This is a genomic window from Spirosoma aerolatum, assembly GCF_002056795.1.
Classification (GTDB): Bacteria; Bacteroidota; Bacteroidia; order Cytophagales; family Spirosomataceae; genus Spirosoma; species Spirosoma aerolatum.
The window spans coordinates 5,608,354-5,628,302 of sequence record NZ_CP020104.1 but is presented as its reverse complement, the minus strand read 5'-3'; the positions used below and the strand labels follow the sequence as shown (position 1 = coordinate 5,628,302).

The 19,949-nt window shown below is 49.4% G+C and carries 16 protein-coding genes; 4 read left to right on the top strand and 12 right to left on the bottom strand.

What is annotated here, in order from left to right; translation table 11 throughout:
• Positions 1-44: 44 nt before the first annotated feature.
• On the bottom strand, positions 45-842 hold the full coding sequence (locus B5M13_RS23300; RefSeq protein ID WP_080057952.1) for a hypothetical protein: 798 nt from the start codon (positions 840-842) through the stop codon (positions 45-47).
• Positions 843-960: 118 nt separating this feature from the next.
• Here B5M13_RS23300 and B5M13_RS23295 point away from each other — a divergent pair, with 118 nt between their 5' ends.
• A complete protein-coding gene (locus B5M13_RS23295; protein WP_080057951.1) occupies positions 961-2,430 on the top strand; it encodes a sensor histidine kinase in 1,470 nt (489 codons plus the stop codon).
• A gap of 12 nt (positions 2,431-2,442) precedes the next feature.
• Positions 2,443-3,126, top strand: coding sequence for a response regulator transcription factor (locus tag B5M13_RS23290; protein ID WP_080057950.1), 684 nt, complete (start codon positions 2,443-2,445; stop codon positions 3,124-3,126).
• 49 nt (positions 3,127-3,175) lie between these two features.
• Here the strand turns inward: B5M13_RS23290 and B5M13_RS23285 are convergent, their stop codons facing one another.
• From B5M13_RS23285 to B5M13_RS23255, 6 genes are all read right to left on the bottom strand, one after another.
• A complete protein-coding gene (locus tag B5M13_RS23285) occupies positions 3,176-3,637 on the bottom strand; it encodes a hypothetical protein (RefSeq protein ID WP_080057949.1) in 462 nt (153 codons plus the stop codon).
• Between the two features lie 150 nt (positions 3,638-3,787).
• Positions 3,788-4,351: a Crp/Fnr family transcriptional regulator gene (locus B5M13_RS23280; protein ID WP_080057948.1), complete on the bottom strand. Its 564-nt coding sequence runs from the start codon at positions 4,349-4,351 to the stop codon at positions 3,788-3,790.
• 748 nt (positions 4,352-5,099) lie between these two features.
• Entirely contained in the window at positions 5,100-6,797 is a 1,698-nt protein-coding gene (locus B5M13_RS23270) for a sodium:solute symporter family transporter (protein ID WP_080057947.1), read from the bottom strand.
• Between the two features lie 186 nt (positions 6,798-6,983).
• Positions 6,984-7,949, bottom strand: a complete 966-nt coding sequence (locus B5M13_RS23265) for a YihY/virulence factor BrkB family protein (RefSeq protein ID WP_080057946.1) — start codon at positions 7,947-7,949, stop codon at positions 6,984-6,986.
• A 193-nt stretch (positions 7,950-8,142) separates the two neighbouring features.
• Entirely contained in the window at positions 8,143-8,643 is a 501-nt protein-coding gene (locus B5M13_RS23260) for a hypothetical protein (protein WP_080057945.1), read from the bottom strand.
• Between the two features lies 1 nt (position 8,644).
• Complete coding sequence (locus B5M13_RS23255) at positions 8,645-9,196, bottom strand: DUF4468 domain-containing protein (protein WP_080060050.1); 552 nt, start codon at positions 9,194-9,196, stop codon at positions 8,645-8,647.
• A 280-nt stretch (positions 9,197-9,476) separates the two neighbouring features.
• Here B5M13_RS23255 and B5M13_RS23250 point away from each other — a divergent pair, with 280 nt between their 5' ends.
• Both B5M13_RS23250 and B5M13_RS23245 read left to right on the top strand, forming a co-directional pair.
• Positions 9,477-10,133, top strand: coding sequence for a hypothetical protein (locus tag B5M13_RS23250; RefSeq protein WP_080057944.1), 657 nt, complete (start codon positions 9,477-9,479; stop codon positions 10,131-10,133).
• Between the two features lie 161 nt (positions 10,134-10,294).
• Positions 10,295-11,185: an alpha/beta hydrolase gene (locus B5M13_RS23245; RefSeq protein ID WP_080057943.1), complete on the top strand. Its 891-nt coding sequence runs from the start codon at positions 10,295-10,297 to the stop codon at positions 11,183-11,185.
• A 50-nt stretch (positions 11,186-11,235) separates the two neighbouring features.
• On the opposite strand, the gene B5M13_RS23240 is transcribed toward B5M13_RS23245, so the two are convergent.
• The 5 genes from B5M13_RS23240 to B5M13_RS23220 all read right to left on the bottom strand — a co-directional run bounded on the left by B5M13_RS23240 (position 11,236) and on the right by B5M13_RS23220 (position 19,918).
• Positions 11,236-12,822, bottom strand: a complete 1,587-nt coding sequence (locus B5M13_RS23240) for an FAD-dependent oxidoreductase (RefSeq protein WP_080057942.1) — start codon at positions 12,820-12,822, stop codon at positions 11,236-11,238.
• Between the two features lie 146 nt (positions 12,823-12,968).
• Entirely contained in the window at positions 12,969-14,402 is a 1,434-nt protein-coding gene (locus tag B5M13_RS23235; RefSeq protein ID WP_170061179.1) for a RagB/SusD family nutrient uptake outer membrane protein, read from the bottom strand.
• A gap of 47 nt (positions 14,403-14,449) precedes the next feature.
• Positions 14,450-17,845: a TonB-dependent receptor gene (locus B5M13_RS23230; RefSeq protein ID WP_080057940.1), complete on the bottom strand. Its 3,396-nt coding sequence runs from the start codon at positions 17,843-17,845 to the stop codon at positions 14,450-14,452.
• A 219-nt stretch (positions 17,846-18,064) separates the two neighbouring features.
• Positions 18,065-19,195, bottom strand: coding sequence for a FecR family protein (locus B5M13_RS23225; protein ID WP_080057939.1), 1,131 nt, complete (start codon positions 19,193-19,195; stop codon positions 18,065-18,067).
• Between the two features lie 117 nt (positions 19,196-19,312).
• Positions 19,313-19,918, bottom strand: a complete 606-nt coding sequence (locus B5M13_RS23220; RefSeq protein ID WP_170061178.1) for an RNA polymerase sigma factor — start codon at positions 19,916-19,918, stop codon at positions 19,313-19,315.
• Positions 19,919-19,949 lie beyond the last annotated feature (31 nt).

Sequence of the window (19,949 nt, the reverse complement as noted above, 5' to 3'; positions counted from 1 at the left end):
CTAAGTTCCCTGCTCCCCGCCCCCTGCTCCCGGCTAGCCAGCTCTTAATTCCGATCGTTCAATTGGATTTGTTGCTGGAAATCGGCAATGGCTTTCTGGCGGAGATCGGTTAACTGTTCGGGAGTAACCGTCTGTGCTTTGGCTGTTGGCACTACAGCGTTGGCGTCGGCACCCGATGCATCTACTTTGGTGGCTTTGAATTGCTCCCGGCTGCCTTCAACCAGCAAAACCACCCCGCTGTCAGGGGTCAGTTCGTGAATGGGCGAGTAGGTAAAGGGTAGCTCATTGGTGATCCAGACCGTGTAGGTTTCTTTTTTGTAGGGGATTGTGGCTTTCCGGCAGGTGTAACCCGCAATTTTTTTGGTCTGATCGGTTAGTTGCCAGCCACTTACCCGCTGAATTGGTGCTTCGGCCTGATAGACTTTCGCATCCGCATCTTTACCGACGGTAAGGACAGTCACCTTTTTCAGACCACTTAAATCAACAAATACCTGTTCTGTGAAGGGGCGGGGTATCGTACGGGTTTGTGGTGGACCGTTGCCATCCCGAACCTGAATAACGGCATTTTGCTCATCCCGAACTTCTTTGGCATAATGGCTGGCAATCTGAGTTTTAAGCCCAAATACCCGTGTATCTGGAATATCGGTAGGAAAGCGCGGGTCGCCCGGTTTGATGTCCTCACCGTTGATATTGATACGCATGCTGTTGGGGTCAATTTTACGGACACCTTCATACGAAAGCTGGCCGGCCCAGGCGGAGCCAGCAGAATTCTGAGCGTGTAGGGGGCCAACCACAAACACCACTGCCAATAGAGTTAAACTGAGACGAATAAGCGGTTTCATAAAGAATCGGTTGATTTGACGAACCAAAGGTCAGGGGGAGTTTTGTAACGTACTGCTATATAGTGTTAAGTAGTGTTAACGCTCGTGCAAAGACCAGTCAGACCGTGTAGATTTGAGTATGGACCGGCGCATTCGTTCGATTTTCTGGCTGATGACATGCTGCATCATTGGCATCAATGCGTTTCAGGGGTACTGGCTCTGGAACACCTATCAGATTAACCGACAGCAGTTTAGCCGGACGGTACAGGAGACGTTGTTTCAAGTACTTGAACGTCAGCATGTGGCTCAGGCCAATCGATTACTAGGAGGAAAGGCGTTGAATGGCGCCAAAAAAGGCTCACGGATTATTGTTCGTCGGTATAATTCATCGGGCGGATCAGAACAGACACAGGTGTTTATCAACTCAGGTTCCGATGGGTTGCCTAAAGAAGGGAAAAAAGAACCCGCCAGACGGGTCGTGGCCTATAGCGTCAATGTTCAGTCAATTGATCAGCCATCGACGGTAGCAGCCGATACGCTTGCCCGTCGGATTTCGAGTCTGGTTTTATTGGACTGGTCGAAGGGAGGGACACTGGATTTGCCTAAGTTGAAAACGGCATACCAGGCCGAACTGGAGCGTCGTGGAATCTCATCAGCTTTCCAGCTCGATACATTGACTATCCGATCTACTGTCGATGGAAACGACATCTTTATATTTCAGCGAAATGGGGATCAGGAGGCCAATGGTGGCATACGTACTTTACCTGCCCCGATTAACCCTACCAGGCACCTTTTTGCGCAGGCTTCATTTCCTTCACCTTCGTCTTATCTGCTCGGTCGAATGGGTTGGCTGCTCGGTAGTTCGGTGTTTTTGTTGTTGCTCACAACGGGTAGTTTTCTGTTTATGCTCAGTACTATTCTGCGGCAAAAGAAGCTGGCAGAAGTGAAAAACGACTTCATCAACAACATGACGCATGAACTGAAAACTCCCATTGCCACGGTGACGGCCGCTATAGAAGCCATGCAGCATTTTGGCGCGCTGACCGACCCAATTAAGACAGAAAAGTACCTTGCAATATCGCAGACGAACCTCCAGCGGCTATCAGATCTGGTTGAAAAAGTACTGAATCTGGCGGTTGACGAAAAGCGTGAACTCGCACTACAACCCACGACCATAAACCTGTATGGACTAGTAGCCGAACTTATTGCCAGCCATCAGCTAAAGGCTAGCAAAACCGTTATATTTCAGGTCGATATTCCTGCTGATACAGCGGTGATAGTAGACCGTATTCATTTTAGTAACGCCCTTAACAATCTGATCGACAATGCTATTAAGTACTCCCATGAACGTGTAAATATTTGTCTGGTTTATCAGCCGAATGAGGCTGGGTGGCAATTGTCAATAACGGACGATGGCATCGGGATCGCCAAAACGTACCAGTCGGCCATTTTCGACCGCTTCTTTCGTGTCCCTACCGGCGATCTGCATCCCGTGAAAGGGTTTGGGCTGGGTCTGGCCTACGTTCGGCAGGTGGTAGAGCGTCATGGTGGACAGATTCAGGTGCAGAGCGAACCCGGAAAAGGGAGCGAGTTTTTGATTGTTGTGTAGTTTATAGTCTATATGCCTACCGTTTTACTGATCGAAGATGAACCCGCATTGGGTATGATTGTAAAGGATAGCCTCGAAGTGCGTGGGTTTACGGTACTTTATGCTGCTGATGGGGTCGAAGGATTGGCGTTGTTTCGGAAAGAGCAGCCCGATATCATTGTGGCTGATGTGATGATGCCCAATCTGGATGGTTTCTCGCTTGCACAACAGATTCGTCAGACCGATCCCGATGTGCCTATTCTATTTCTGACGGCTCGCTCGCAAACGGCCGATGTGGTACGTGGCTTCGAACTGGGCGGTAACGATTACCTTAAAAAACCGTTCAGCTTAGACGAACTAATTGTTCGTATCAATGCCCTGCTTCGGCTTAATCGCACGCCCAGACCAACGGTTTCTGAATCAGATGGGGTACGCATTGGACGTTACCTGTTCGACCCACCCAAACAAAAGCTGTCGCTCGATAGCTGTGAAGTGCTGCTGTCGCATCGGGAGGCCGAGTTACTTCGGCATTTGTATGAGCAGCGGAACCAGGTGCTGGAGCGAACAAAGGTATTGCTGGACCTCTGGGGCGATGATAGCTTTTTCAACGGCCGTAGCCTGGATGTATTCATCACGCGGCTCCGGCGTCATCTGCGCGATGACCCACATATACAAATCGTTAATGTTCGAGGAATTGGCTATAAGTTGATAGTGTAATGGTACGCAGGTAGAATCCCAAATCCGGTTTACATGGGAAAAACAGGCTCTATTTAATGACAAACGAATAGCTTATTCCTGGGGTAGGATTTATTTTTATATCATGGCCTTTTGCCAGCAGAGCTATGCCACCAATTCGCAGGTTTAGCCCTTTCCAGACCATCCAGCGAAAACCAGCTTCAAGGCCTATTGCATTTTGTTCATTGTAGTCAAGATTTGTACCTCGTAAATACGAAATACCTGCGTAAAACGAAGACGGATTTTCTTTTTTGCCAACGGGTAAAAACCAGGTCGTTAAGCCAACTTTCATAAATTTTGTGGTAACGCCTGGCTCCAAAGCCGTGATGTAGTATCCTGCATGTACTGATACTTGCTGACGACGGTATTCCAGCCCAATAGACGGATTGCGAAAGCCATTCAGGCTTATTTCCTGTTTAGGAAAACGGCTTTGCGAAAAAGTAGTAGTGGATACAACAAAAAGAAAAGCGACGATTGACAGTTTGATTTGCATGAGATTATTTGTTTTTGATTGACGATGCAAAAGTTAGTCGCTTAAAAAAGAGGCTACTAGACAAATGTCCAAAAAGAAGGAGTGGTAACTTCCTGATGAAATTACCGCTCCTTCAGGGGCTGAAGAAATTAAGTTTAGACAGATTGACTGTTACCGGATAGCGCTACGGATGCGGCTCAGGTGCCGAGGGGTTACGCCTAAAATCGAGGCCAGGTACTGTAGAGGAATTTGCTGTAAAAGGAAGGGTTCGTCCCGGAGCATTTTCTCGTAGCGTTGTTCGGCAGTCAACACGATCAAGTCAATTCGGCTGGCATCGATACCGCAGATGGTGCTTTCCAGAAGCTTAATATAAAAATCCTTGAACTGCGGAATTTCGCTGATCAATGCCTGTAGGTTGGGCTTACTAATCAGGCTGATACTGCCATCGGTTAATGCTCTGATATTTTCGAGAGCGGGCGTTCCGCTGACGAAGCTTAAAACAGAAGCCAGAAACGTATTTTCAATGGAAATGTAGGTTGTTTTTTCCTCCCCATCCTTAAGCACGTAGTACTGAAACATGCCGCTTTCCACAAAGCCAATATGTCGGCTCGTTTTGCCAAATTGGACAACGAAGTCGTTTTTTTTGAACGTCCGATATTGGAACGAAGCTAGAATTTTCTCCAGATCAGGTTCCGCAAAGCCTATACGCTCGAAATATCGTTTTAGTTTTTCCATCGTGGAGGGCCTGGGGATAAACCAAATGCTCAGAATCAAACAGAAGCTTATTCGACGATTACTAGCTCATCAATGCGTTCGAAATGTTTTTTATTCAGAGTAGCAATTGGGAGATCATGAGCCACGGCAGTCGCTGCAATAAATAAATCAGCGATATCGATTTATTTTCTTTTTCGTTTGAGACCGAAATTAAGTTCAACGGCTACATCAACACATACTTCGTCGAATGGCAGTACTGGAATAAGCCGGAGAATGTTATCCCAAAAGGTTAGCTGGCTGGGAGTTGCTCCTGAATAGATTTCGTATTTAGTGATGATAGCCCTGATGGAGTAGGGTTAGCCAAATCGATTTGGATTTGTCTGTTTTACGATAATAATCAATGAGGATAGATGTATCAACCAGTACTACTTTGTCCGCCATTGATTAACTGCTTTTCTGTTCTTCTCAATAACGTCTAGTTGTTTTTGGGTCGCAATAGGTCCGTTTAACAACAGATTCTCTCAATCAACTTGCTGGCTGTAGTCATCGGCTTGCCTCTCAATGTCAGCCTTCAATCGTTGAAGCTCCTTTGAAGGCAACGCTTTAATAATTTTTACCAACTGGTCAAATCCTATATCTACCTGTACCTGCATAGTTTCAAATGTAAGCAATTCTGTGCATCAACCAGTGAGTAGGTATTGGTATAGTAATAAAAGAGAGGTAAAAGGCATCATTCGGCTACACGTTGATGCCTTTTACCTCTCTTTTATTACCAGAAACGAACGTACAGTACCGTCAAAATCAGCATAATAACCGTAATCATCGCTGTAACGGTGGGTGGCAGACGGAACATGCTGGTATCGATCTTGAACGCTTTCGGATTCACCGCCGGGCCTGTCAGGCTAATCAGTACCATCGCCAGAACGGTGAAGAAAAATGCCCAGCCCATCGCTACCAGGAACGGAATTTCGTATACGCCATCCGCATTTTTGAAGGCCGTGTACAGGATTGTTTCATGACCAAACCACTCAGGAGCAAAGTTGTTGAACAACGTGGTTAGGGCAAAGCCGAGCAGAATACCGGCTACAGCAGCCGCACCCGTGGTACGCTTCCAGAAGAAACCCAGCAGGAACACCGCAAAAATACCGGGGCTGAGGTATCCTGTATATTTCTGAATGAACGTAAAGCCACCTTCACGACCGATACCCAGTGCATCTTTCCAGGTCAGCGCGATTGACAGCAGCATGGCGATCAGAATGGTAACCCGTCCGGCCCAGACCAACTGCTTTTCACTGGCGTCCTTCTTGATGTATTTGTGATAAATGTCGAGCGTGAAAATCGTTGAAATCGAGTTGGCTTTACCCGCTAGCGACGCCACAATAGCGGCTGTCAGTGCGGCCATCGACAAACCTTTCAGACCGTTGGGCAGGAACGACAGGATAGCCGAATACGCGTTGTCGGCCAGGAGTTTACCACCGGGAGCCATTTCGCTCTGGAGGCTGCCGTTTTTATACAATACATAGGCCGCAATACCCGGCAGCATCACGATCAGCGGCATAAACAGCTTGATCATGGCCGCAAACAGGATACCCGTACGAGCCGTTTTCAGATCGGCACCAAGCGCACGTTGGGTAATGTACTGGTTACAGCCCCAGTAGTTTAGGTTCACAATCCACTGCCCAGCAAAGTACATCGTAATACCCGGAACCGTCAGGTATTTATTTACTTCGACCTGTGGCGTATTCGGGCCGGGCTTTTCAAAGATCAGGTGGAAATGGTCGTCGGCATCTTTCATCATGGCCGAGAAACCGGCCACTACATCGTTGCCCAGGCCAAATTTCTGGCTGACCAGTGTTAAGGCAATGTAGCTCGTTACCAGGCCCCCAATCACCAGCACGACGACCTGAAACACGTCGGTATACCCAATCACTTTCATACCGCCCAGCGTAATAATCAGCGCGAAGATGCTGAGGCCAATAACGATTGGATGAAACGACGCAGGACCTACCAGGCTACTGATGGCCAGAGCGCCGAGAAACAAAATAGAGGTCAGGTTGACGAACACATACAGAAACAGCCAGAAAATAGCCATGATAAGACTGACCGTTTCGTTATACCGCGTTTTCAGAAACTGCGGCATGGTGTAAATGTGGTTTTTGAGGTAGATAGGCATAAACCACACCGCCACAATGATCAGGGCCACGGCGGCCAGCCATTCGTAAGCAGCCACAGCTACCCCAAACGTAAACCCATTACCCGACATGCCGATAAACTGCTCAGCCGAGATGTTGGAAGCGATCAGCGAAGCCCCAATAGCCCACCAGGTCAGCGACCCTTCGGCCAGGAAGAAATCTTTGGTATCGAGTTTAGTTTTCTGTTTTTGTTTGTAAATCCAGTATCCGTAGGAAGAAACACCGATAAAATACAGTAAGAAAATTATGTAATCTGTCTGGTTAAGCTGGTTCATTGTAACAGCGCGATAAGTTGGTTTTGGGAATTAGCGTGTAAAAAAAAGATTATTTCTCTAAATAGGACTACTTTATGTTAAAATCATTTAGAGATTGGCTAATCCAATACCATATTTTCAGTTTTTGGTTTGAGGTTTAGTTGTGCCTGATACCAAGTGTACCAGTACCAAACCTCAAACCAAAAACTACTGCTTCGTCTGTTCCACTTTTTTTTCGATCGGAATTTCGGATACATCCCGCTCCCGTTCGGTTTGCTCGACGTACACGGCATAATCGGCCGGTTCGATGCGAACGCCGAAATGATTGGCGTACGCTTGTGTAAACTCAGCTCCAAAATACAGGATAGCAGCTGTGTAGTAAATCCAGGTCAGAATAACGATCAGTGACCCGGCCGCTCCGTAGGTCGAACTGGTGCTGGTGGTTTCGATGTAGAGGCCGATCAGGTAACGACCCAGCATAAACAGTAACGCCGTAAAAACAGCGCCCAAACGAACATCCTTCCAGGCGATCTTCGCGTCGGGTAGTACCTTGAAAATAATGCCGAATAAAATCGTAATGATAGATGTACTGAGCAGGAAATTAAATGCCATAACGATGTACACGCCCAGGCCCGGTAGTAAACGGGTCAGCTGATTGCTCAACGCCAGCACCAGCCCGTTGATAACCAGCGAGACCAGCAGCAGAAACCCCAGGCTCACCACCAGCGACGACGACAGAAGCCGATCTTTAATCAGTTTTAACCAGCCACGTTTGGGTTTAGCCTTCACCCGCCAGATCAGGTTGACCGAATCCTGAATCTCAATGAAAATACTGGTGGCGCCAATCACCAGCGTGACAATTCCAACGGCCAGCGCCGTATTCGTTTTGCCCGACAGCCCCACGCTTTTGATCATGTCCTGAATCTGCTTGGCGGCTTCGTTGCCTACCAGGCCATTGATCTGGCCAAAAATTTGTCCGCGAATGGCTTCTTCCCCCAAAAAAATACTGGTCAGCGACATGATCAGTACCAGCAGAGGAGCCAGTGAAAAAACAGTATAGTAAGCCAGGGCTGCACTCAGTTTCAAACAACGATCGTTCTGAAAACCATTGAATGAATCGCGAAGTACAGTCCAGGCATCTGCAAAAAAGTGCTTTACCCGTTTCGTTGCCATACGATTGCTGTTTCTTATTATTCGGTTTTGGTCATGTAATGACCAATGGTATATGCTTAATACGTACCGAAATAACCCGAATACGGCCGGGTTGTTGGCAAACAGCCAGGTTTTCTAGGCAAAGCCGTTGACTAATTTGGAGAAGGGTTGATGAATGCGTGAAAATTGGATGGCAAACGCCCCGTCCGAATAGTCAGGCTTTGTGGTTGCCAAATGAGGCCAGCCAGCCAATGAAGCCACCGAAAACAATCAGAGTACCCAGTGCGATGAGCATCCATTTAAAAATGTTCAGAAAGGGCCATTTGGCAATGAAACAGACAGCCGCAATACAACCCATGATTGCCAGTACGCTAATTCCCAGGCCGATAAACAATATATAGGCCGACCCAATCCCTGAATCGCGGCTGTCGTTGTATATAGCGGCTTCGCACAGGAAATTAACGACCAGAAAAATCCCGACCAGGCTGGCCAATCCAACCCGAAGAAGCCACCACCATTGTCCACCCGGAACCCAGTACAGTGTAGCGAACGCGAGCAGTACGCCCAGCCCCGGTAAAAACCAGCCTGCATTGAGCAGTTTGTCGTGATCGTTTGGTGGCAGCGGTTGGCTGAATGAAATAAATAACCCGGTAATAGCCAGTAAGCCTACCCAAACGAATTCGGGGCCGAGCAAAAAAGGGAGCAAACGGTTCATGTTAAAACGGTTTGTAATTTTTCACGTTTTCCTGCAGGAGGGTCAGCGTATTTTTAACCTGTTTATCAAGCTCTGCGTAAATAGCCTGAAGATCTTTGTCGCCTTTCTGACAATATAGCTCGATAGGCGTCGACCGAGCGCTTCCGGCGTCCTCAACCGTAATTTGCGTGATGGTGGCCCGGTATTTTCGGTTGGTACATTCTACAATAAAGCTGTAGCGGAACGAATAGACGCCACCGGCCGAACTCTCTGAGCGGGGTAACGTTACCACCTGCGTCATACGACCGACCAGATCGCCCGTTTCCTTGTCACTCAGCGAAACGTTGTCGTTTGCTGCATGGCTCGACTGCATAAGCCACAGACGGGCTCTACGAAACAACTCGGCCTGGGATACGCTTCCGCAATCAACGACTTCGGTATAGGTGACGGCCTGATTCATAACAGGTAGTATGCCGTGTAACTTTCCATTCGTCAGTGTGGGTGGGCACTGCGCCTGTACCGACCCAACAAGGAATAATCCGGCGGCCAAAACGGTAAGAAAGAGGGAGTTCATAAGGTTGTTGTTCAAATAGGTTGAATGACTGTTCAGCAAGGGCAGGGCGTTAAAAAAGAGGAAGGGTTGTAAACCGATGTAAAGGTAGCCTGTTGGGCAGGCGGCAGGCCAGTTGGAGTTGGTAACAGGTGGCCTCGAGGCAATAAGTAGTGAGAAAACAACCGTATTCTGTTGCGCTACTGGCACACTTCATCCGGCTTATTCGACAGTTCAGAGAAAAGGGTATTTCGGTCGTAGGGGCAACTCACTAGTTTTGGGCAACCGTTAATCGTATCAATTCATGAAACTGTTTGTGTATATAGTCTTCCTGCTAATCGGCAGCACCAGTTTTGGCCAGTATGTTCCCTTGGGCGCCATTACCATGTGGACAGATGGCTATGTGGTTACGCTCCAGAACGATACCCTTCGTGGGCAGGTACGGGTAGGCTCGCTAATAAACGATTCGCCCGCCAGTATACTGATTCGTACCAGCGATACCAATAAAATCAAACTGAAAGGGGATGATCTTCGGTTGGTTGCCCAGTGGATTCCTGAATTTTCGTATTCTACGGGATATATTCCCCGTCAGCGGGAAATGGTTGTTTTTGAACGGGTGCCCAATCCGCGTCGAAATGGGAAGCCGATGCTGCTGGAGCGATTAACTCCGTTTGGCGGTAGTGTAGCCCTGTATTTTGATGCCGCAGGCTGGAAGAAAACGACCGAATTTACCTTTGGCAACTTCACCGTCGAGACCGATTACCAGGACTTTAGCTATATCGTACTCAAGAATGGACAGGAAAGCTGGGTGGCTAAACGGGGCGATATGGAAGTCGTTCATGACAAACTCTTTGGCGACTGCCCGGCGTTTATTCGAAATTACCCGTCGGCTACCCGCCGTAGCTGGCGGGAATTTGGCGAAATGGTCGCTTCCTACAACCAACTATGTTCGAAGGAATGAGTCCGCGCATTGGGTTGTGGTAGAGCGACGAATGATGATTTTGACCGATAGAATTAAAAAATATTAATCCACAACATGGTTTTTGGGGTATATATTGGCGTATCATCCATTTGGCTGTCGCTACAAACAGCGATTGATTCTTCAAGATGAGCTTGTCCAATATGTCCCGTCTGCGATTGCTCTGGCAAATTCCCCTTATACTGTTTGTGCTTATTGTTGTGTTGATCCTGGTGAATGAATATGCCATTGCCCGTTCCAGCCGACGTATTAACGATATTCCTTACCGACCAACCAACGCGCCCGGTTATGATGTCGAGCGCAATAGTCTGGATGTCTATGCCCCTACCGGCAATCCATCCCGGTCAAAACCTGTGGTCATGTTTATTCACGGGGGTAGTTGGAGCAGTGGTAGCAAGAATATCTATGCGTTTATAGGCCGCCGTTTGGCCAAACTGGGTGTGGTGGCTGTGCTGATCAATTACCGATTGGCGCCCGCTGTTGAAGTGCCTGATATGGCGGCCGATTGTGCAGAGGCCGTTCGTTGGGTGAGCCAGCATATTGCCGAATACGGAGGTGATTCGTCGCGTATTTTTCTGATGGGACATTCGGCTGGAGCCGGGTTAGCCGCCTTACTGGCTACCGACGACCAGATTCTGGCTAAAGTAGGTATGTCGCCCAATCCTGTGAAAGGAGTGATTCTTGATGATCCGGCCGGGTTAGATATGTTTGACTACCTCAGCCGAATGGACTACCCTAATGATGAGCAGTACCTGATTCCTTTCGGGAAAAAACCGGCTGTCTGGCGGAGTGTATCAGCTTTATATTCATTGACGGCCCATACGCCCCCCATGCTGGTATATGTAGGAGACCAAACCTATCCGAGCATCATTAAAAGTACCCGACTATTTCTTCAGCGGCTCGAAGCACTGGGTGTTAACCATGAGTTTACCAGGATGCCCAATAAAAAGCACGTTGGCATGGTTACGCAGTTGTTCTGGAAAAACAACATTATCTACCGTGATTTGCTGGCTTTTGTCGGGGCAAAACGTTGAGAACGTTTGTGGAGTCGGTTTTGAGAAACCGACTCCACAAAACCACAGCTTTATTTTATGTCTTTGGTACCATTCCAGGTCTGGTGATTAATACTAATGATGACACCTTTCTGCCGTAGGTTAGTTTGCAATTCCCTGGTGGCCAGTTGCTGAACAGCTTTTTTCTGACGGACTGCCATAGCCGCTGCGATACCGGCGCTGTTGCCCAGTTGCATCCAGGTCGATTCCACCCGTAATGAACAAAACCCTACGTGCGAAGCCGATACACAGACCGGAACCAGCAAGTTGGTACATTCATTTGGTTTAGGCGTAAGGGCCCGGTACGATACTTCGTACGGTTGGGTAATCGACTCCCAGATGCGCCCCTCATTAACAAATTGGGTTTTCGAAACGGCTACCCGCTGCACGTGGTGGCTGTCGATCCAGTGTGAGCCCAGGCAAATGGCATCGGGTTTCGTTCGTTCGTCCAGAATATCTTTCTGCGTCTGGATGTAGGCACCGATCATACGCCGGGCTTCGCGTACGTACAGGTAATACGGGAAGTTTTCGTTATCGGTAAACTCATCGGCACTGAACCCATACGAAGCGGTTTCCTGGCGTAAGGCGTCCGGAACCGATGGGTCGTTGGCCAGGTAATACATTAGCCCCAGTGTCCAGGCTTTATGGTCGTCATAGATTGCTTTCCGGCGGTTATAATCAGCCTCGGGGTAATCGACATTCCCACCGAAATGCCCGAGCGAAATGACTGCCTTCTGCTTATTGTTGGTTTCAAACTTGCCCTTCGGATAATTCCAGGCATACATATCGATGATGTCGCGCAGTTTTGTTTCGGGATGGTTTTTGAGCAACCGGGTGAGCAACAGGTACCGTTTGGGGTTATACGCGGCCGGTTTAGGAAACGGGCGACGGTCGGCATGGGTCGACATCATGAGCCGGAAATTGTAATTCATCACCCGATCACTAGCCTGTCCTTCCGTTAAGGTAGATCGCTCGACAAAGCCGGGAAGTAGCTTGCCATTGTCATCGTAGGGCGAGGCATCAATGGGCGTGTCAATAAACCGGACACCCGCCAGCGACTCGCCGTATTGTTCCCGGTTTTCGCGGCCATGCGTATGCGAAACCCCTGCTTTGGCCATCAGATCTCCTTCGTAGGTAGCGTCGATAAACACGGAGCCTGTGTAGCGGTTGCCGTTGGTTAACGTAATCGACTGAATCGTTGTCCCCCGTTTGGTAGCTGATTGAACAAAGACATCGTACGCAACCGTTACATTAGCTTCTTTTAACAAATCCAGAAACGTTTTTTCGGCTACGTGGGATTCAAAATAAAACGTAGGGCCGTTGAGACCATAGAATTTCCCTAACCGTTGATAGAATTCCAGCGGTAAGCCCGAAATGGTTTCTTCGATCATGTGTTCGGATTCGGCCGTACCGATACCGCTGGTATTGAGGCCTCCTACGTGTCGGGTTTGCTCCAGTAGTACGACACGGGCTCCTTCGCGGGCGGCTGCTACAGCGGCAATAACTCCACTGGGCGTGCCCCCATAAACGACAATATCATACGTGGTTGCCTGATGCGGACTAAACGACTGAAATGTCCAGCAGACCAGCATCAGACAAAGGGCTAGAATAGATTTCATAATAACTGATTTTGTTAACTGCATGATAAAAATGGGATAGATAAGAGTCAGCTAGCCATCAACGGACGACTAGGTGAATTCGCCTTTAGTAACGCGGGTGGAAACCCGCGATCTTAACTAGATAGCGCGGGTTTCCACCCGCGTTACTAAAAGCCAGGGTTTTGGGTTAAGGCTGGATTGGCATCCCGTTCAAACGTCGGAATTGGGAAAAGCAGGTATTTGTCAGTAACTGCGTAGCCTTGCTTCTGGGCGGCTGCCAGTAATTTACCCGTCCGAAGCAGATCCCACCGACGATGCCCTTCGCCTGCCAGCTCCCAGCTTCGTTCCTGCAATACCGCGTCGCGAAACTGAGCCTGTGTTAGTCCGGCCAGATCTTGTGGTCCCGTCGAAGCCCCTTTTCGTGCCCTCGCCCGGACTAGATTGATGGCGTTATACGCTTCGGCACTGGGCCCATTCAGTTCGTTCAGCGCTTCGGCATACATGAGCAGCACATCGGCATAACGAATGACCAGGAAGTTGTTACGGGCCGATGAAGACCCACAGGCATTATAATCCCAATATTTATCGAGGTGTGGACCCGTACGCGACTGCACAACCGTACCGTCGGCCAGGGTTTTCTGAGTAATGACGGCAACCTGTTTGCGGTAATCACCCGCTACGAACGAGTTGGCGTACGAGTCGGTCACCTGAAATGAACCACCTGTCAGGTTGATAGGATAGCTGAAATAAATGGCAAAATTTGAAGCCATCGAGCTGCCGTACTTAGGCTGGATACAGCTAAACTGAATCGAGAAAATGTGTTCTGGTCCATTTTCTTTTTCCGGGGTGAACACATCCTTGTAATCCGGCACCAGGCTGTAGGTTTTCGCGTCGATTACCTCTTTGGCTTTGGCAGCCGCATTGGTCCAGTCTTTACGGGTCAGGTACACTTTGGCCAGGATCGACTTAGCCGCTCCGACGGTAGCCCGGCCAATTTCGCCAGCGGCTGTATAACTGACAGGCAATACTTTTTCGGCATCCTGCAAATCCTGAATGATCTGTTGGTATACCTTGTCGGTTGGGTCGCGGGGAATTTTGACGTTGACCACATCGGTTGTTGTTTTTACCACCAGCGGCACATCGCCAAACGCCTGAACCAGATTGAAGTAATGCAACGCCCGGAGAAACTTGGCTTCACCCACAATCTGATCCCGCAACTTCGTGTCCATCTGGATTTTGGGCACGTTTTCGATCACCCGATTAGCCCGGTCGATGGTAACGTAGGAACTGGTATAAAAGCTATCGAAATAATTGGTAGAAGCCGTGTATTTGAACTGGTCGATTTCGTTAGCGACCGGATCGCCATCGCTGCGGACCCAGAGGTCTTCTCCGCTTAAATCGCCCAGGATGATCATGGGCATCTGGTAAATGGCCTTGGCCCGGTCGTAAACAGCGTTGATAGCCGTAGTCGCATCGGCTGCATTGTTAAATGAATTGGACTCACTCAAAAAACTAAGTGGAACTTCTTCCAGATTGCTTTGGCAACCAACCGTAACCAGCAGGCCGCTTAGAAAGGTGAGTAGATATAGGATTCGGTTCATGACAGTCATCGGATTTATTCGTGTCGTTTGACGGATGATAAGAGAGATCAGAAAGTAAGGGTGCCACCAATCGTGTAGGTACGGGAAATCGGGTAGGCAAAATTGTCGATCCCGTAGGTGGTATTACTGTTAAAATTCGAGTTTACCTCCGGGTCATAGCCTGAATACTGGGTGAACGTGAGCAGGTTTTGCCCGCTGATGTACACCCGTGCCGCTTTGATAGCTTTTGTTTTAATGGGCAGCCGATACCCCAGCGAGATGTTTTTTACCCGTAGGAAAGAGCCATTTTCGATCAGGTACGAACTGTTCGAAATGTTCCACTGCCGGGCCGACGGGCGGTTGTTGGAAGGCTTATCGGTTTGCCAGTGGTCGTCGATAAAGCTTTTCAGCGGTGTGGCGCCGGGGTCGGTTTCGGTAACGCTGCGGGTGTAGTTGAAAATCTGATTGCCCTGTACACCCTGAATGAATACTGACAAATCCAACCCTTTGTAGGAGACGGTGTTCGTCAGGCCATAAATAAACTTGGGTAAGCCGTTGCCAATGATAGTCCGATCGGTTGTGTTGTTGAAAACGCCGTCGCCGTTCACATCTTTAAAACGAGGAGCACCACCCAGATCGCCCGTTTGCGCCAGTGTTCCGGCAGCTTTAACCGCATCGGTCGATTGCCAGACCCCATCGAACACGCGCCCATAGAACGAGCCAATGGGCTCACCTACTTTCACAATGGTTTGCATACCGGTATTCGGGTCGGTAACCAGATACTGATCGGCATCGGCTAGTTTCAGGACTTTGTTGCGGTTGAACGACAGATTGCCGGAGGTTGTCCATTTAACCTGGCCGGTCGTATTGACCGACGAAATGCCTAGCTCAAAGCCGTGGTTCTGTAGACTGCCAATGTTGCGGGTTACGGTGGTGAAGCCCGTGGTGGCGGGGAGATCAATGGCCAGGAGCAGATCGGTGGTCGTCTTGATGTAATAGTCGGCTGTTACCTGAAAGCGATTGTTGAGGAACCCCAGATCGACACCCGCATCAAACTGGCCGGTTTTCTCCCAGCGCAGATCGGGATTGCCTATCGTATATGCCTGTGTCGTAAGTACTTCAGTATCGCCAAAGACGGTGCGGGAGGTTACGTAGGAAGACAGCGAATTGTACAACCCAATACCATCGTTACCTGTAAAGCCGTAGCTCAATCGGAATTTCAGATCACTTACTACCGGGCTCGATTTCAGGAAGGGTTCGTCGGATACCCGCCAGGCAAAGGCTCCTGATGGGAAGAAGCCATACTTGTTGTTCGTGCCAAACCGGGAAGAACCATCGATCCGGCCCGTTAGCGTAAACAGATAGCGGTCTTTGAACCGATAATTGACCCGACCCAGATACGAGTTCAGCCCCCATTTTTGAACTGTCGTGGTCGGAGCGATCAATACCGAACCTTGCCCTAGGTTATTGGCACCCAGCGTATAGTTGGCGAAATTCTGCGCTTCCTGATACGTGCGGTCTTCGCGGTTCGACTGGAAAGTAAGTCCGGCCACAATGTCGAAGGCATGGTTGGTGTTCAGCGTACGCGTATAGGTCAGCGTATTTTCATTTAAGAGATTCACGTTGCTGGAATTTCCATTGGAACCATAGCCGTTTAAGGTGTTGGCTACCAGCGTTTGGGGTGTGTAGAATACGTTGCGCCGGCTGGTGAGCAGATCGGTACCAACGCTGACCCGAGCGGTTAGACCGTCCAGAATCTGATATTCAGCAAATACGTTTCCCAGCACTCGACTGGTATACAATACGTTGGTCGAGGTGCGGAGTACGGCCACCGGATTGGGAATACTGGCCATGCCTGAGCCGGGACCAACATTCAGCAATTGCCAGTTTCCGGTAGCGTCATAGACCGGGCTGGCTGGCGAAATGGTCCGGGCAGCACCAACGGGCCCGTTGGTTCCGGCTTCGTTGATGCCGTTGTTGATGCTATAGGTAACCAGAAAATTGGTGCCGATCTTCAGCCGATTGCTGAGTTTGGCATCCAGGTTCATACGCCCGGTATACCGTTTGAAATTGTTGGTAATCACAATCCCATCCTGGTTGAAATAACTGCCACTGATCAGGTACCGGAGCTTGTCGGTTCCACCCGAAGCTGAAAGCTGGTAGTTCTGCATAGGTGCGGCCCGGTAAATCTCCTTCTGCCAGTTGGTACCGACGCCATAGTCCGATGGCTTTTTTGGGTAGGCAGGTGTGTAGCCGTAGCGTTCTGAAAAGCCGAGGTTGCGCAACTGTTCGTTTTTGAGGGCCGTTTGCTCTTCGGCCGTAGCCAGATTGAGCATCTTTGCAATGTTGGATACGCCATAATACGCTTCGAAATCGATATTCGACATGCCCTCTTTACCCCGTCGGGTCGTTACCAGCACTACACCATTGGCCCCTCTTGATCCGTAAATAGCCGTAGCCGATGCATCTTTCAGGACTTCAATACTCTCAATATCATTGGGGTTGATGGTCGACAATACGTTCGGGAAATTGGCCGAGCCGTTAGCCCCCTGAGCCGATGCCGGATTGGTTACGGGAAAGCCATCGATCACATACAGCGGGTCGTTACTGGCTGAAATCGAATTGCCTCCCCGCACACGGATCGTTACTCCACCACCGGGCGCATTCGAGGCATTGGTAACCTGTACACCACTGACCCGGCCCTGGAGCGCCTGATTGAACGACGAAATCGGTTGTGCTTTAAGCTCATTAGTTCCGATAGAGCTTACGGAGCCAGTCAGGTCGCGTTTCTTGACCGCACCGTAGCCAATGACAACGACCTCGCTAAGTGCCTTGTCGTCCGTGATTAAGCGAATGGAGAGGGCGGTTTGATTTCCAATGGTAACTTCCTGGGTTTGGTAGCCGACGAAGCTGAACACCAGCACAGACCCTTTTTCGGGAACGGCAAGCTGAAACGTACCCTGGCTGTTGGTGGTTGTACCGCGTTGGGTTCCTTTCAGCAGAACACTAACACCCGGAAGCGCTTCGCCCTTTTCATCTGCTACGGAGCCGGTAATGAGCTGATCGACGGACATCATGTCGGGCGTGGGCATTGCCGAACTGGTTGGTTCCTTTCGCAATACGATGTAATTGCCAGACACCTGATAGCTAATATTCAAAGGCTTAAGTAGTCGTTCCAGTACCGTTTCGAGTGGGTCGTTGCTGGCCCGAACCGATACTTTCTGCTGCGTTTCAACCACCTGAGGTACGTAGGTGAATTTGATATTAGCCGCTTTTTCGAGTCGGCGGAGTACGGTTTTTAAATCCCGATTCTCGAATTGAATGGAAATCGGTCGATTCAATAAATCCTGCGCCATACCGTCCCGGGCGGCTGTCAGGCTGACCGAAACCAGGGTAATGAGTAACGGTAAACAGGTGAGTTTCATAAGGGTAAAGAGGGTAAAGGAATCCCGGAATTTTTTCATACTTTTAACCAGTTTTTGTTCGATTGAATTGGAAAGCAAAGGGCAAAAACAATCCCGTCCCCGCTTTTTCAGGGTTGTTGCAAGGCCGGAAAAGAGAGGAGCGACGTTACATAGGGCCGGACATCGGGTTAATACTGGTTGCAACAGGATTAGCCGGTTGTCCGGTCTTTTTTGTGCATGGGGTTACGGGTGCTTCATCGTGAATGGGTTTAGGGTTAACTAATTTGAATGAGGTGCCTGACAGCCAGGGCCGGTAATCACAATCCGGGTGCCCCAGACTTCATACGTAGCGCCAATCGTCTGGCAGATAATATCTAACTTCCTGAAAAGGGGTTCGTTGCCCAGTGGTGCGGTCAGGCTGCAATGGTTGAACGTGGTGGTGTCGTACTGAATAGTGACGCCGTAAGCCTGCTCCAACTTGTGGAAAACCTGGTTGACCGGCGCATTCTCGAACACAAAATACTGACTTGTACCGGGTTGTTTTAAGAGAGCGGGCTCATCGACCAGGCGTTTGGTAAGTTTTTCACTGCGGGTATCGAAAATAGCCTGCTGATTAGGCGTCAACAACAACCGATCGTTGATGTTACCCTGATTTTTTGCGGCTTCCAGCAAGGCTTTTAACGTATAAACGGCCACTTTCCCAGTCCGAACCGCCACGGATATGGTTGGGGTTTTCGGTGTAGCCTTAATCGTAAAACTCGTGCCGACCACCTGCGTTATCACCTTACCTGTATAGACTAGAAAGGGCTGTTGCGTATTGTGGGCGACTTCAAAAAAACCTTCACCCTCCAGGTAAATCTCCCGTTTGGTCGAATCAAACGTTTGGGGGTAACGGAGTCGGCTTTTTGGTTGTAACACCACCTGACTACCATCGATCAGGTGAACGGTAAGGGGAGAATCCGATTCATTGACCCGTTCTATCAGCGATTTGTTCGTACCGAGCCCCCATTCGTGCTGCGATACTGATCGGTCGTTGGAACTGGTTTCTGCCATAAACCACCAGCCGAAGCCAATCATCAGGAGCACAGCCGCAGCAGCCACCCAGCTCCATCGGAAGCCAATCGTGCGCTGTATGGGTTCGATGGTTGGCTCAACCGTATCAATGTCCTGAATCTGATGCTGAATACCCGCCCACATTCGCGTACCCTGCTCCTGCGTAGGTAATCGCTGGATGTTCTCGACTGCCTGTAAAAAGGCTCTGGCTGTAGCGACAACGGCTTGCTTTTCGGGGTAATGCTCCAGAAAACCGTTCCAGAATGCATCGGTCTCGACGGTTGGCTGACGGACCGACCGCTGAAAAAAGGTATCCTGCGCTAATTCTTCAACCGTATAATCACGGTAATGCTGCATGGTTGTCGGGTAGGGGAGTAGCGTATAACGGCACTTCTAAATGACAAGAGAGCCGCTACACGAAAATGTCCCCTTGTTTTTTGAAAAATATTTTTTGTCCCGTTACTGGAAGCTAGATCAGGAGAGCCACCAAAGCAGAAAACCCAGTAAGGGAGCCAGATAAGGCGCCTGAGCGCGTAGATGACTTAGGGCTTTATGAAGCGTGTTGCGAACCGATTTTTCGGTAATGCCCATGATCTGGGCGATTTCTTCATTTTTGAAACTCTGGTAGAAGCGGAGTGTAATGACTTCCTGCTCGCGTTGGGGGAGTTTGGCTAACGCCTGGGTTAAACGGTCAATCAGTTGAGACTGCTGTTCCTGACTAATTAGCGCTTGCTCGGCCGAGTAGTCGCTTGATACCGACTGATTGGTTTCGGTTAGCTCGATGTCAAGCCCATGTTCTTGTTTGCCCAGGTGGTGAATCTTCCGCCTGAGCGACCGGAACAGATAAAATTTGACCGATTGGGCCAGTGCAATTGAACGGCGCATTCGCCAGATGTCGACGAACAAATCCTGAATGGCATCTTCGACCAGCGCGGTATTGTCGGCTACTTTGTATCCATAGCTGTATAAAATGGCATAAAAGCGCTGGTACAGTTCAGCAAAAGCCGCCTGATCGTCCAGTTTCAGGGCGCTCCAGAGCTGCTCATCCGACTGCCATTCGCTATGTAAATCGCCAGCCAATTTGTCCGTACTTCGGGTGATGAAATAGATT